Source organism: Bradyrhizobium sp. AZCC 1693 (genome assembly GCF_036924745.1).
Classification (GTDB): Bacteria; Pseudomonadota; Alphaproteobacteria; order Rhizobiales; family Xanthobacteraceae; genus Bradyrhizobium.
Window position 1 is genome coordinate 1,731,445 of the sequence record NZ_JAZHSD010000001.1, and the last position, 13,161, is coordinate 1,744,605.

The 13,161-nt window shown below is 62.5% G+C and carries 12 protein-coding genes and 1 tRNA gene; 7 read left to right on the top strand and 6 right to left on the bottom strand.

Annotated features, from left to right (window positions below):
* Nucleotides 1–27 precede the first annotated feature (27 nt).
* A complete protein-coding gene (locus V1293_RS08575; protein ID WP_334508448.1) occupies nt 28–1,221 on the bottom strand; it encodes an acyl-CoA dehydrogenase family protein in 1,194 nt (397 codons plus the stop codon).
* A gap of 202 nt (nt 1,222–1,423) precedes the next feature.
* On the opposite strand from V1293_RS08575, the gene V1293_RS08580 reads away from it, so the two are divergent.
* The 3 genes from V1293_RS08580 (at nt 1,424) to V1293_RS08590 (ending at nt 4,772) form a co-directional block, all read left to right on the top strand.
* A complete protein-coding gene (locus tag V1293_RS08580) occupies nt 1,424–2,938 on the top strand; it encodes a winged helix-turn-helix domain-containing tetratricopeptide repeat protein (RefSeq protein ID WP_334516668.1) in 1,515 nt (504 codons plus the stop codon).
* A gap of 330 nt (nt 2,939–3,268) precedes the next feature.
* Nucleotides 3,269–3,898: a DUF1326 domain-containing protein gene (locus V1293_RS08585; RefSeq protein WP_334508450.1), complete on the top strand. Its 630-nt coding sequence runs from the start codon at nt 3,269–3,271 to the stop codon at nt 3,896–3,898.
* Nucleotides 3,899–3,950: 52 nt separating this feature from the next.
* The gene (locus V1293_RS08590) at nt 3,951–4,772 is read left to right on the top strand and encodes a DUF2182 domain-containing protein (RefSeq protein ID WP_334508452.1); all 822 of its coding nucleotides are present in this window, start codon (nt 3,951–3,953) and stop codon (nt 4,770–4,772) included.
* Nucleotides 4,773–5,536: 764 nt separating this feature from the next.
* Here V1293_RS08590 and V1293_RS08595 read toward each other — a convergent pair.
* The gene (locus V1293_RS08595) at nt 5,537–6,469 is read right to left on the bottom strand and encodes a LysR family transcriptional regulator (RefSeq protein ID WP_334508454.1); all 933 of its coding nucleotides are present in this window, start codon (nt 6,467–6,469) and stop codon (nt 5,537–5,539) included.
* 148 nt (nt 6,470–6,617) lie between these two features.
* Between V1293_RS08595 and V1293_RS08600 the strand changes: the two genes are divergently transcribed.
* A complete protein-coding gene (locus V1293_RS08600; protein ID WP_334508456.1) occupies nt 6,618–8,597 on the top strand; it encodes an alkaline phosphatase family protein in 1,980 nt (659 codons plus the stop codon).
* A 368-nt stretch (nt 8,598–8,965) separates the two neighbouring features.
* On the opposite strand, the gene V1293_RS08605 is transcribed toward V1293_RS08600, so the two are convergent.
* Together V1293_RS08605 and V1293_RS08610 are read right to left on the bottom strand one after the other, a co-directional pair.
* A tRNA-Leu gene (locus tag V1293_RS08605) sits at nt 8,966–9,050 on the bottom strand.
* Between the two features lie 98 nt (nt 9,051–9,148).
* The gene (locus V1293_RS08610; protein WP_057835618.1) at nt 9,149–9,391 is read right to left on the bottom strand and encodes a FliM/FliN family flagellar motor switch protein; all 243 of its coding nucleotides are present in this window, start codon (nt 9,389–9,391) and stop codon (nt 9,149–9,151) included.
* Nucleotides 9,392–9,454: 63 nt separating this feature from the next.
* Between V1293_RS08610 and lipB the strand changes: the two genes are divergently transcribed.
* Nucleotides 9,455–10,183, top strand: a complete 729-nt coding sequence (gene lipB, locus V1293_RS08615; RefSeq protein ID WP_334508460.1) for a lipoyl(octanoyl) transferase LipB — start codon at nt 9,455–9,457, stop codon at nt 10,181–10,183.
* A gap of 60 nt (nt 10,184–10,243) precedes the next feature.
* Here lipB and V1293_RS08620 read toward each other — a convergent pair whose 3' ends face one another.
* Nucleotides 10,244–11,131 (bottom strand): LysR family transcriptional regulator, encoded by an 888-nt coding sequence (locus tag V1293_RS08620; protein ID WP_334508463.1) that lies wholly within the window; start codon nt 11,129–11,131, stop codon nt 10,244–10,246.
* A 100-nt stretch (nt 11,132–11,231) separates the two neighbouring features.
* Here V1293_RS08620 and V1293_RS08625 point away from each other — a divergent pair, with 100 nt between their 5' ends.
* On the top strand, nt 11,232–11,633 hold the full coding sequence (locus V1293_RS08625) for a tautomerase family protein (RefSeq protein WP_334508465.1): 402 nt from the start codon (nt 11,232–11,234) through the stop codon (nt 11,631–11,633).
* A 50-nt stretch (nt 11,634–11,683) separates the two neighbouring features.
* On the opposite strand, the gene V1293_RS08630 is transcribed toward V1293_RS08625, so the two are convergent.
* Entirely contained in the window at nt 11,684–12,112 is a 429-nt protein-coding gene (locus V1293_RS08630; RefSeq protein ID WP_334508467.1) for a tautomerase family protein, read from the bottom strand.
* 117 nt (nt 12,113–12,229) lie between these two features.
* Here V1293_RS08630 and V1293_RS08635 point away from each other — a divergent pair, with 117 nt between their 5' ends.
* On the top strand, nt 12,230–13,105 hold the full coding sequence (locus V1293_RS08635) for a LysR family transcriptional regulator (RefSeq protein ID WP_334508469.1): 876 nt from the start codon (nt 12,230–12,232) through the stop codon (nt 13,103–13,105).
* Nucleotides 13,106–13,161 lie beyond the last annotated feature (56 nt).

The window sequence follows — 13,161 nt, forward strand, 5'->3', positions numbered from 1 at the left end:
GCAACTCCGTTGAGTGGTCGCGTTACTTCAAAATCTCGCCGCGCCGGGATCGAGCCCGAGGGCCAGCCGGCCCGCGATGATGTAGTTGTTCGGACTCATCGCGATATGCTTCGCCGCGGCGCGCATATCGCGCACCGCACGCTCCAGGACGCAGGTCTCGAAGATGGCGACGGTGCCCGCGCTGGCGGCCAGCATGTCGGTGACGGACATCGCAGTCTCGGCCGCATGTGCGTTGGCGATCCGAATGTCCGCGCGCGCCTTCACCAGCCGTTGGCCGCCCGTATCGGTCGCGGCCATCAATTCCACCATGGCATCGATCAGGAAGGCACGGGCGGCCTGAAGCATCGCTCTCATCCGCCCGACCGTCGCCTGAACGGTCTCGCGATCGCGAAGCATGGCTCGGGTGCCAAGGCGGCCTTTCCGGCAGGCAAGCTCCGCGAACGAGGTAATGGCGCCGGAGGCGATGCCGAGCGGTACCCCGCAGATGCTCCACGCGAACACTGATGATGGCGGCATGCGATACAGCAGTCCGGGCTGGGTCGGTTGCAGTCCGAGAAACGGATGGGCGTGAGCGGCTGGCACGAAAACATCCCGTGCCTCGAAATCGCAACTTCCGGTGCCGCGCAGTCCGGACACATGCCAGTTGTCGAGGATGATCACGTCTGCCCGGCTGAGATAGCAGCAGAGAAGAGGCGAATCCGGATCCTCGGGCCTGACGCTGGCCAGCACCATGAACCGCTTCGCGTGATGCGCGCCGCTGCCAAATGGCCATCGTCCGTTGACACAATAGCCGCCATCGACGGGGGTCGCCGTGCCGACCGCACCGGTCGAACTGACGACGAAGGCATGCCGGTCGGCGAACCAGTCGCGTGCGACGGCCTCACCGAGATAGCCACCGATCCGGCTCATGCCGCCGCCGTTGCCGACGAGCCAGCCGACCGAGCCGTCGAGCGCCGAGGCGGCCTCGACTATTCTCATGAACTCGAAGGGAGACAACTCGGGCCCGCCGAGTGCTTCGGGCAGCCACAGGCGGAATAGGCCTGCGTCGGCGAGCGCCGCGAAAACCGCCTCCGGCAATCGGCGGCCGCTGTCGAAGTCGTCGCGCTGCGCGGCGATCAGCGGGGCCAGCGCCCGGACGGCCTCCAGCATCCGGCAAACCCGGTCGGGCGCACCGGCAATCATGGCCGGGACGGCACAGGCCATCAGATCAGACTGTGCCATGACCATCGGCCTCCACCGCACTGCAGAAATCGCACATTGGGCACCCTCGAAGTCTTTTCAGCACGGTTGCAGCATGATCGCCCGTTCCCCGGAGGTCCTGAATCTGTTCCGAAAAAGTTGCAAATTCCGCCGAACATGTAGTCTCTAGGCCATGGCGACGATCCACGAATTCGGCCCCTACCGCCTCGATGCGGACGCCGAGATGCTGTTTCGGGGCTCCGAACCGGTCGCGCTCGGACGGCGCGCGGTGACGCTGCTCCGACTGCTTGTCGAACGGGCCGGAACGCCGGTGTCCAAGGACGCATTGATGGAGGCCGCCTGGCCGGGGCTTGCGATCGAGGAGAGCAACCTGACGGTGCAGATCGCCGCCTTGCGACGGACATTCGCCGAGAGCGACGGGAGGACGACCTGGATCGAGACGTTGCCGCGCCGCGGCTACCGCTATATCGGACCGCCGGTCGCGACCGGATCCGAAGCCGGCCTGCCCGCGTCACCGGCGCCAGCAGTGTCCGACAAGCCGTCGCTCGCGGTGCTTCCGTTGTCGAATCTGAGCGGCGATCCCGCGCAGGACTATTTTTCCGACGGGATCACGGGAGACATCATCGCCGAATTGTCGCGGTTCCGGTCGCTGTTCGTCGTCGCGCGCCACTCGAGCTTCGCCTACAGGGGCAAGACGACCGAGATCAAACGGGTCGGCCGCGAGCTCGGCGTCCGGTACGTGGCCGAAGGGAGCGTGCGCAAGATCGGCAACCGGGTGCGGGTGACCGTCCAGCTTCTCGATGCCGCGAGCGGTTATCATCTCTGGACCGAGCGCTACGAGCGTGAACTCAACGACATCTTCGCCCTGCAGGACGAGATCGTCCGGGCGATCGTCGCCGCCCTGCCCGGCCGGCTGGAGGACGCCGGCCGCGAGATCGCCCGACGCAAGCCGACTTCGAGCATTACCGCCTATGATCTGGTTCTACTGGGGAACGAGCGGTGGCGCCAGTTGAGCGTAAAGGGGATGGCAGAGGCCAGGGAATATTTCCGGAGCGCCGTCGCACTCGACCCGCAATATGCTCGCGCTCACGTCAACATCGCCTGGACCATCGTCTGCGACGTGTTTCTCGAATCGCCTGCCACCGCGACCTTGGAGGAGGCACTTCGCGAGATCGAGACCGCGCTCGACATCGACGACGGCGACGCCTGGTCTCATGGCGTCTTCGCGCAGCTACTGTTCCTGCTGAACGAAGACGCCAAGGCCGAAATCCATTTCAGCCGCGCGCTCGCGCTCAATCCAAACGATGCCGATGTCGCCGCCGTTTTCGCTAACATCCTGGTCTACTGGGGACGGTGGCGCGAGGCGCTCGCATGGATCGGGACAGCCAAACGGCTCAATCCCTTTCCGCCCAACCTGTACCACTGGTATCACGCGCTCGCCCTTTTTTCGGGGCGCGAGTACGAGCGGGCGGTCAAAACGTTGATGGAGGCGCGAGCCCTCGATAGGTGGTCGCACGCCCTCCTTGCGGCCTGCTTTGCGCAGATGGATCGCCTCGGCGAGGCTCGGTCCGAAGCGGAGGCGTTCGTCAGCGAACGGTGTCGTGAACTGAATGCGAACGGCAAAGCCGCGCCCGCGAAGACTCTCGACCTCGCTCGGGCCCGAGCCGAAAGATATCGCGATCCCACCGACCGCGAACACTTCCTCGACGGATTGCGCAAGGCGGGTCTCACCAGTTGACGGCCCGCAGCCGTTCTCTCTTGATCGAACCCGCAGCAATAATAATGTGGGATTGGAAGGATCGAGAAATCGCTTTCCGTATCAATGACTTATGCCCTTGGCGCGCTCGGAGGGCGGTCGCATGTGCTGCGATTTCAATGGCTTGCGGAAATGGGCAAAGAGTTTAGGTGCATTTCCTGGTCTGCCGGCACTAAGCAACGTCCATCTCTCCTTCCTCGGCGTATTTCGATCGTGGAATCGGCTTGCGATACCTTCCGCTCAGCGTAATTTTCAACTACACGTAGTTCATTCGAAAGCAATCTATCGGGTTCGGCCTTGCGGGAGAGAGCGATGGCGGACGTCTCATGGCACCTTTCCGGTGACTATTTCGAGAATTGCAGTTGCAGCATCGTGTGTCCCTGTCTCGTGTCGGCGGCCCCCCCGTTGACCGCACGACCGACCGAGGGCTTCTGTAACGTACCGCTGATCTTCCACGTCGAAAGCGGCCGCTATGGCGGCATCGCGCTCGATGGGCTCAATGTCCTGATTATCCTCCACGCACCTGGGGTCATGGCAGACGGAGATTGGTCGGTGGCCGCCTATATCGATCAGCGCGCCAACGATGAGCAGACCGAGGCTTTAGCTGCGATCTTCACCGGCGCCGCCGGTGGTCCGATGGCCGCGTTCACACCGCTGATCAGCAAGAACCTGGGGGTGCGCAAGGTCCCGATCACATTCCGAATCGACGGCAAGACGCGGTCCGCGGAAATCCCTGACATTCTGCACATGTCCGTCGATCCATTGCCGACCATGCATCCGAGCGGGGAAATGTGGGCGAACATTGGCCATCCGGTTAGCCCCGACAACATGGTGATGGCAGTCGGCGCCCCCGGCAATACGTTCAGCGATCATGGCATGCGCTGGGATAATTCCGGCAAGAACGGCCTCTATGCGCCGATCCGCTGGTCGAACCAGGCTTGATGCAACTCCTGATACCGGCGCCTTGCGACAAGGCCGGCAACGTCAATCGCAAATGACCGACAGCCCCCTGGAAACCGTGCTGCGGCGCGATCGCTGGGTCGTCGGCGGCGCGATCGGCATCATTTTCGCGCTGGCATGGAGCTATGTGCTCTGGCTCGCCAACGACATGGACATGGGCGGCATGGACATGACCGGGTTCCGCATGATCCCGGCCGGGATCGGAATCATGTTGCCGGCCAACGAGCCATGGCGAGCGATCGAGTTCGCGTATGTGTTCCTGATGTGGGCGGTGATGATGGTCGGAATGATGGCCCCCTCGGCAGCGCCCATGATCCTCATGTACGCCCGCGTGGGTCGACAGTGGAAATCGCAGGGCAAGCCGTTCGCCGCGACCGGCTGGTTTGCGGCCGGTTATCTCCTCGCCTGGAGCGGCTTTTCGCTGGCAGCCACTTTTCTCCAATGGGTGATCGAGCGGACAGCCCTGCTGGATTCGCGGATGGCGATCGCCAGCAACCTGCTCGGCGCAATCGTACTGATCGCGGCGGGAGTCTATCAATGGACACCGCTCAAGGACGTCTGTCTCGCCCAGTGCCAGTCGCCGCTTCAGTTCCTGATACGCCACGGCGGCTTTCAGAACCACCTGCGAGGCTGCCTGCTGCTGGGGCTTCGACACGGAGGCTATTGCGTCGGCTGCTGCTGGGTTTTGATGGCGCTTTTGTTCGTAGGCGGGGCGATGAACGTGCTTTGGATTGCGCTTTTGGCACTGCTTGTCCTTTTGGAGAAACTTACGCCGGTCGGACGATGGATCGCGCGTGTTGCCGGCATTGCATGTGTGGCCGCGGGCGCCTGGCTACTGGTGTCCTTGCCGCAGTGATGAGCAACCTGCTTAATGTTCAGTTCGAATTGCCATCGGCAACACCGCAAGTGTAGCTCGACCTTACTGTCCCCCAATTACGTTCTGTCCGCGCCTACGAGGTGAGAGCATGGCAATGCCTTTCGGAGCGAACCCGCGGTTGCCAACACAATCGAGATGAAGCTCCAGGTCATCGTCATCCCTGTTCGGAGGTCGATCGCGCCAAGCCGCCAGCTAGGCGCTGCCTGGACGAGATCGCCTGGCCCGCCGATTTCTACTCTAGGCTACGCCACTGCCCTCTCGTCACCAAACAGCGGTGTTCCTTGGCGAGGCATTGGTTCAAAGAAGGCTGCGACGATTACGAGAGCAAACGCTCGGCCAAGAAGTCAAACATGGAAGATTAGCGGAAGGAGCATTCTGCGGGTAACAACGTGGGAATAGAAAGATCGCGAAAAAATTTTTCGTATCAATGGCTTATGCCATTGGTGCGCTCGGAGGGCGGTCGCATTTGTTGCAATTTCAATAACTTATCCGAAGCAGGCAATCTGTAAGGTGCGTTTCAAGCCTATGGGGTGCTTTTAAATTGGATGGTGATCGAGACGCCCCTCGTAGGGGACCAGAGTGTCAGGGTCATTGTGACAAGCACGCATGGAAGGGCCTCTGTGGCGTTTTTTGTGTTGGGAAGTGCCGTTCACGTGACCGGCACTTCGCTCGCACTGTGCACCCCTTCCATACATTCTGCTTGAGGAGGTCTTGCACTTATTGGCGGCACGACAGCGCTGCGGCTAATGCCGCGGTAGCGCCCTGCCCAAAGCTGGCCGTGTAATCGGCAGCACCTCGCGCATATAGGCCGCGAGCGCATCCCGGAAGCTTCGGACATAGGCCGGCATCAGACGCCTCTTGTCCCACTGAATGACATAGCGGTCGCGGAGCGGCTTTCGCCGGTGTGTCACGCGCACGATCTTCAACCTGTAGCGGTCGGTCCGCAACAGGGACGGAATGATAGCCACCCCCTGCCCGGCTTCGGCGAGCGCGAGCAAGGTATGCGGTGCCCGGCTCTCGATGAGGATAGCGGGTTCGGTGCCGGCGACTCGGCAGGCGGCATCAAACAGGCGACGCACCGAATAGCCGTCGTCCGGAAGCAAGAGGGGGTGATCGGATAGTGCGACGATGTCGACCATCCCGTTGCGGCCGACGGGCAACGACGGCGGGCATGCGGCCAGCACATCGTCCGGCGGCATTGCGAGGCTGTCGAACCACGGGCTGGCACCCTGGTCGTGACGGATCCCGACATCGACCTCGCCTCGCTCGAGGAGCGACACTTGGTCCATACCGAGCGCTTCGATCACTTTCACCCGCACGTTCGGGAAGCGTTCGGCATAGCGCGGTAGGAAATTCGCCAGCACGCTTTCGATCGTCTGCGGCGGCGCCGCAATTTTGACTTTGCCGGAATCTCCGCGCTGTAGCAGTTCGATGCGCTCCCCGAGCGAGTCCATTTGCCCCAGCACGCCCCTGCAATCGCCCAGGAATTGCTCGCCCCGGGTCGTCAGGAATAAACGTCGGCCGATCCGGTCGAACAGCTTGAATCGGCATTCGTGCTCGAGATCCGCGATTTGCCGCGACAGCGCAGACTGACTTATGCGTAGACGCAGTGCCGCCTTTGTCACGGTGCCGAAGTCGGCAACGGTCACAAACGTCCGCAAGCGCTTCGTGTCCACTCTTATCTCCAAATTGCATAAGCAATAGTACAATTATGTGTTGGACGGTAGAGCAGTTCTAGTCCTAACGTCCGACCCGACGCACCTGATCGGCCAATCTCTCTTGCTCAGATCTGGGCCGCAGCCGCGTCGGAGCTGGAGGCGAATCATGAAAGTGAGATCGCTTGTTCTGCTTAGCGCCCTCTTCACCATGCTGCCTCCGATCGCAGACGACTCGTTAGCGCAGCAGCCGGACGCATCTGCCAAGCGGCGCGTCATTGTTTTCGTCTGGGACGGGCTGCGAGCCGACGACCTGAAGCCAGAAATCACGCCCAACTACTTTGCGCTTGCGCGAACCGGCGTCGTCTTTGCCGACCATCACGCGGTCTATCCGACCTTCACGATGATGAATTCCGCCTCCATCGCCACCGGCACGTATCCGGGCGCACATGGGTTCTACGGCAACGTTGTGTACGCACCACACGCTAGAGGAAAGAACGCGAAAGGCACCGACCTCGACTTTTCGGCGCCGGCCTTCATCGAAGATTTCGGCGTGGTGGAGGCTGTGCGCGAAGCCTACCAGAGCAGGTTGACTCTGGTTCCCACACTGCTGCAGGCGGCTCAGGCCAAGGGCCTAACCACGGCAGCGGTGGGCAAGTTTGGCGCCGCCTTCATTCAGGACTACCGACGCGGCGGCATCATTCTCGACGAGGATGCGGCGATCCCGCTCGCTTTCGCCAAGGAACTGCAGAACGCCGGCTACGCGCTACCACGCAACAGCGTAAATGCCCATCCGGAGGGCGCATTGACGCTTGCCAAGGACAATGGCGATCCCACTGCGCCGATACCGATCCAGCGACTCAAGGACGGGCAGACCGCCAACCCGCTCGATCGCAGCGGCGCGCTGTCGCGGCGCGGCTTCCGCTACCTCACTGATCTGTTCGTCGACTACATCTTACCGGCGAAGCAACCCGACCTGACCGTGTTCTGGTCCAAGGAGCCGGACGCCACCAATCACGCCTATGGACCGGGGACTTTCAATTCAATCGACGCCACCCGGATGAACGACGAGATTCTTGGACGTGTTATGGACAAGCTTCGCCAGCTCGGCTGGGAGCGGTCGACCGATATCATCATCACTCAGGACCACAATCACAGTACGGTTTCGGGCGACGTCGGGCATTTCCCACTGCGCGATATCGTCGACGGCGGCGTCGGCCCACCCGATCCGCACGGCTACTCCGTGTCGGGCTTCGTGCGTACGGCCGAGCTGCTGAGACGTGACGGGCTCAAGGCGTATGACGGAGCCGGCTGCCGTGCAATCCCAATCCTGTCAGGCATCCTGCCCGATGGCACGCATCTGCAGCCAATGCGGCGTGACGAGGACGGAAGTGTTTGCGGTAAGCCACAGCTACTCACCTCGTCCGCCTTTGTGATACCGAAGCCAGTCCCGGCGGGCGCGATCGTCGTAGCCGCCAATGCCGGCAGCGACTACCTCTTCGTTCCGGACGGCGACCGCGAGGTGGTAAAGGCCGCTGTCGCCAGCCTACAGAGCCGCCAGCAATTCGGCGCGATCTTCGTGAGCGACCGCTACGGCGATATCGCTGGCACGTTGCCCATGAGTCTCATCAACACGGAACCGAACGTAACGGGACGGGCGCCGGACATGATCGTCAGCTTCAATTACGACGAAACCATTGCGGTGGCGGGCAAGCCGGGCATCAGCTACGCGAGCTCGGTGAACCGTCGCGGCGACCACGGCAGCTTCTCGCCAACCGACACGCGCATTTCGCTGCTGGTTCGCGGGCCCGACTTCAAAGCTGGTCTTTACGACACTTTGCCGACGGCTAACGTCGATATCGCCCCGACCGTCGCACATATCCTCAAGCTTGAAATGCTGGACACCCAGGGCCGTGTGCTGGAGGAGGCACTGCAGGGTGGCCCGCCCGTCGCCGACTTCAGCGTGCTTCGCAAGACACACCGATCTTCGACCCGGACCGGATTGGCCGTAAAGCAGCCCACCGATCTCGACGGCGGCGCTATCGATGTGAGACTGACCACCTATGCGGTCGAGCTACAGACCAAGGTGCTGAGCTACGGCCATAGGAGATACACCTATTTCGATTATGCGAGAGCGATCCGGGAGTAGGGTAGCGACCTGCTTTGAGTCAAAAAGGTCGTTAGCCGGCACCCTGCCTCATGTCGGCGTCGGGTCCTTCTAGGTGCGGATATGGCACCGGTAGGCCTCGATGTTCGCCGACGGAGCCTTTTGTTGATCAAACCTGCGAACCGCCGCAAGAATTCCGACCCGCCCATGTCTACGCTGGGCTACGCCCCTGCCCTTTCCTGAGCAAATAGAGGTTTTCAGACACGAGCGCATCATTCAAACAATATTGCGCGACGTAGCAAGAGCACGACGCGCGAGGAAAAAGGAATTCTGCGCAGAACAAGTACTAACGTTCGCTGTGGGTAACAATGTGGGAAAAAACTCTTAGCGTATCAATGGCTTATGCCGTTTGGTGCGCTCGGAGGGACTCGAACCCCCACGATTTTACTCACTGCCACCTCAAGGCAGCGCGTCTACCAATTCCGCCACGAGCGCTTGGGATACCGGCTGGAAGGACTAAGCGTCCGCCGGATCAACGGCGCCGATGTAACAAATCAGGGATGGGGGGACAAGGAAGTTTTGCGCTTCGATAACTACCTGACATCAGGCGATTTCGGCAGCATTTGCTTGACTTCGACCGCGATGCGGTTGCGATCCACCAGCACCACGCCGGAAGCCACCGGAAGGTTGTTGGCGAGGATCTTGACCTCGTCCTGTTCGGTGGCGTCCAGTTCGATGATGGCGCCGCGGGAAAGCCGCATCACCTGGTGGATGGGCATGGTCGTGGTGCCGAGCACCACCATGAGATCGACGCTGACTTTATCGAGGGTGGCCACTTCGAAACCGCCAAAGGGGGACTAAATTGATCTGGTTCCACCTGACCACGTTATGGTTAGCCAATGGTTAATGACCGCCAAAGCCTTGATTTGACGACGTTCGCGCTAGCGAAAGGCGGCGCCGCGGTCGAATGGCGGATTTCGGCTAATCCTGTGCCCTACCCCGAGGCCGTGACGGAGATGGAATCACGCGCGGCCGATATCGCCGATCAAAGGGCAACTGAGCTGGTCTGGCTGCTGGAGCATCCCCCACTCTACACTTCGGGCACCAGCGGCAAGGAAGGCGACCTGCTCGACCCGCGCTTCCCGCTATTCACCACCGGCCGCGGCGGGCAGCTCACCTATCACGGCCCCGGCCAGCGGGTGGCCTATGTGATGCTCGACCTGAAGCGGCGGCGGCCGGACGTGCGGGCCTATGTGGCGGGCCTTGAAGAATGGATCATCCGCACGCTCGACGCCTTCAATGTGCGCGGCGAGCGTCGCGAGGACCGCGTCGGCGTCTGGGTCAGGCGGCCGGACAAGGGCGCAGGCTACGAGGACAAGATCGCAGCGATCGGCGTGCGCCTGCGGCGCTGGGTGTCGTTCCACGGCATCGCCATCAATGTCGAGCCGGATCTTTCGCATTTTTCCGCGATCGTGCCCTGCGGCGTCGCCGACCCGCGTTACGGCGTCACCTCGCTGGTGGATCTCGGCCTGCCCGTGACGATGGAGGATGTCGACGTCGCGCTTCGGCGGGCATTTGAAGACGTGTTCGGCGCAACAGCTGCGCACCTGCCGGAAGCAACGGTGTAGCCTTTTTGCAGGCCGGACGATGCAGGTCGATCTTCCGCTTGGGACGCGCCCCACTGACATTCACGCCGCGGCCTTGAGGAAATCAACAAAAGCGCGAACCCGCGGGATGTTTTGCCGCCCGGGCAGGATCAGGGCCGTGATCGGTTGCGGGTCGGGATCGTGGCAATGCGACAGCACCGGCACCAGCCTGCCATCCTTCAAGGCCGCCTCCCCCAGAAAGTCGCCGAACCGCACCAGACCCGCGCCCGCCAGCGCGAGATCGAGCAGGAAGTCGGCACTGTCAGAGCGGATCGACCCCTTTACCGGCATCATGACCCGCTTGCCTTGCTCGACGATCGGCCATTGCGCCAGCCGCGAGAAGCCGCTGAGCTGCAGGCAATTATGCCGGGCTAGATCGGCGGCCTGCTCAGGAATGCCATGACGCTCCAGATATCGCGGGCTGCCGGCAATGACGCGCCTGACTTCGCCGAGGCGGATCGCGATCAGCTCGCTATCCCCGAGCGGCCCTACCCGGATCGTGACGTCGACTTGGTCGGCGATCGGATCGATGCGATGATCGCTCACCGAAAGATCGACGGTGATTTCCGGAAACTGGTCCATGAATTGCGGCAGCAGACGCGCGAGCCGGTGTCTTGCGAACGCGGTGCCGCTGTTGATCCGCAGATGCCCGCGCGCCCGCCCATGGACGGAGGCGACATCGGCTTCGGCGGCCTCGACCGCAGCCAGGATGCTCCTTGCATGAACAAGAAAGGTTTCGCCTTCCTGGGTCAGCACCAGCCGCCGCGTCGTCCGATGCAGAAGCTTGGCCCCGAGGCGGCGCTCCAGCCTGGTCACGATGCGGGAGACGCCTGAGGCCGTCAGTTCGACCTCAGTGCCCACGGCCGCAAAACTCCCCAGATCGACCGTCCGGACAAAAACCGCGAGGTCTGACACCGGATGCATCAGCATATTCATGACTTCTAGGTATGAGTGATTATCAAAAACGAGGTTTATCTCGATTCCTAGCATGAATAGGACGGAGGCCCCAGAAAACCCGGAGACCTTCCCCATGCCCCTCGCCCGCATTTCCGTTCCGGCCCATCTGGCGCCGGCCCAAATCCGCGCCCTTGCCAACGCCGTGCACGAGGGTCTCGTCGAAACCTGTGGCGTGCCGCCCAAGGACCGATTTCAGCTCGTTTCGGCCTATGCGCCGGAGATGATGCTCATCGACCCGACCTTCCCTGACGTCGCGCGCACGCCGGACGCCTCGATCATCGAGATTCTGTTTCTCGAGGGACGCACGATCGATCAGAAGAAAAATCTGTTTCGGCGGATCGCGGACCGGGCCGTCAGCGCCGGATTTTCCGGAGACGACGTGATGATCGTGCTCACCGAAAATGCGCCGGTGGACTGGTCGCTCGGTCGTGGCCTTGCATTCGGCGACCACCATGCGCCGATGGTGTCCCGCTGACAGCGCATGCCGGACGGCGCCGCAAGCGCCGTCCGCAAGTCAGGCTATCTTCACGCCGCAGCCTTCCGCGGCGCGACCTCGAGTTGGCCGGCGATGTAGCGGCGCTCCTGGGTGAGGCCGCCGAAGCCGTAGGCATCGCCCTTCACTTCATCGACATGGGCGTAGCTTTCCTCGTGCAGCGGCCCGAGCAGTTCGCCCATGCGCTGGAACAGCGCGGCGAGATAGGCGGCCTTCTCGTCCTTGGTATTGGTGCCCTCGCTGACATGAACGTCGAGCCAGAAGCTGGCGAGGCTCTGCTCGGCGAGTGACTTTCCGCCGGCAAACCAGTCGGCGGCATCGACCGATTTCACGATGATGGCGGTGACCTTGGGATCCTTGCGCAGGATTTTTGCGGTGAGATCGCTGACGGCGGACGCAATCTCCGCCTTCAGCGACGGCGACTTGCGGACGCTGGAATAGGTGACGGTAACAAGCGGCATGGTCGTTCTCCTTCGATGGGGCGCGCTGGCATCGCGCTGCCATTCATCTAGACCCGCGCCCATCATTTTGGTATCTTATCTATGTTCATAACAGTGATAACTAATATTTATGATGACATGAGCACGCTGGATATCGACACGGTGCAGGCGTTCCTGCTGGTCGCCGAACTGCAGAGCTTTACCCGCGCTGCCGAGGCGTTCGGCACCACGCAAGCGTCCGTCAGCATGAAGCTGCAGCGGCTGGAGAGCGTGGTCGGCAAGCGGCTGGTCGAGCGCTCGCCGCGGGCGGTCGCGCTGACCGCCGCGGGTGCTGCGTTCCTGCCCCATGCCCGCGCGCTGATCGAGGCGCATGACCGCGCGCTGTCGGGCGAGATGCCCGCGCGCCAGCAATTGTCGCTCGGCATCTCCGATCACGCCGCGGGACCGGAACTGGTGCCGCTGCTCGAACGGCTGCACGCGATGTCGTCGCAGCTGGCGCTTTCGGTGACGATCGGCTTTTCGCGCGCGATGCTGGAGGCCTACGATGCCGGCGAACTTGATGCCGTCGTGGTGCGGCAGGAAGGCAGCCGCCGCGGTGGCGAGAAACTGACGGAAGACGCCTTCGGCTGGTTCGCCGCCAAACGCCTGGTCTGGCGCCGCGGCGAGACGCTGCCGCTGGCGACGCTGGCGCCGCCCTGCGGCGTGCGCGCGCTCGCCATCCGCGCCCTCGACAAGGCCGGCATCGCCTGGAGCGAGAGCTTTGTCGGCGGCGGCGTCACCGCGGTGGCCGCGGCGGCATTGGCCGGCCTTGCGATAGCGCCGCTGGCCCGGCGGATCGCCCCGCCCGGCCTTGTCGATATCGGGCCGGCCGAAGGGCTGCCGCGGCTGCCTTCTTCGAAGGTGGTGCTGCACTCGAAGGTCAGCGATCCAGCCAAGCTCGCGGCGTTGCGGACACTGGCGGCGACGTTCAGGAGCGTGGTTGCCTCGGCGAAACGTTCCGTTTCGCCGGCGTAACGGACCGTTTCGTTAAAAAGTCCGATTTTTCGGGAACCAGTTGGGACCTTGTGCGT

Bases quoted from the DNA above. Each gene is read 5' to 3' on its own strand.
- V1293_RS08575 (WP_334508448.1), bottom strand. From the start codon at position 1,221: ATGGCACAGTCTGATCTGATGGCCTGTGCCGTCCCGGCCATGATTGCC.
- V1293_RS08580 (WP_334516668.1), top strand. From the start codon at position 1,424: ATGCTGTTTCGGGGCTCCGAACCGGTCGCGCTCGGACGGCGCGCGGTG.
- V1293_RS08585 (WP_334508450.1), top strand. From the start codon at position 3,269: ATGGCGGACGTCTCATGGCACCTTTCCGGTGACTATTTCGAGAATTGC.
- V1293_RS08590 (WP_334508452.1), top strand. From the start codon at position 3,951: ATGACCGACAGCCCCCTGGAAACCGTGCTGCGGCGCGATCGCTGGGTC.
- V1293_RS08600 (WP_334508456.1), top strand. From the start codon at position 6,618: ATGAAAGTGAGATCGCTTGTTCTGCTTAGCGCCCTCTTCACCATGCTG.
- lipB (WP_334508460.1), top strand. From the start codon at position 9,455: ATGGTTAATGACCGCCAAAGCCTTGATTTGACGACGTTCGCGCTAGCG.
- V1293_RS08620 (WP_334508463.1), bottom strand. From the start codon at position 11,131: ATGCTGATGCATCCGGTGTCAGACCTCGCGGTTTTTGTCCGGACGGTC.
- V1293_RS08625 (WP_334508465.1), top strand. From the start codon at position 11,232: ATGCCCCTCGCCCGCATTTCCGTTCCGGCCCATCTGGCGCCGGCCCAA.
- V1293_RS08630 (WP_334508467.1), bottom strand. From the start codon at position 12,112: ATGCCGCTTGTTACCGTCACCTATTCCAGCGTCCGCAAGTCGCCGTCG.
- V1293_RS08635 (WP_334508469.1), top strand. From the start codon at position 12,230: ATGAGCACGCTGGATATCGACACGGTGCAGGCGTTCCTGCTGGTCGCC.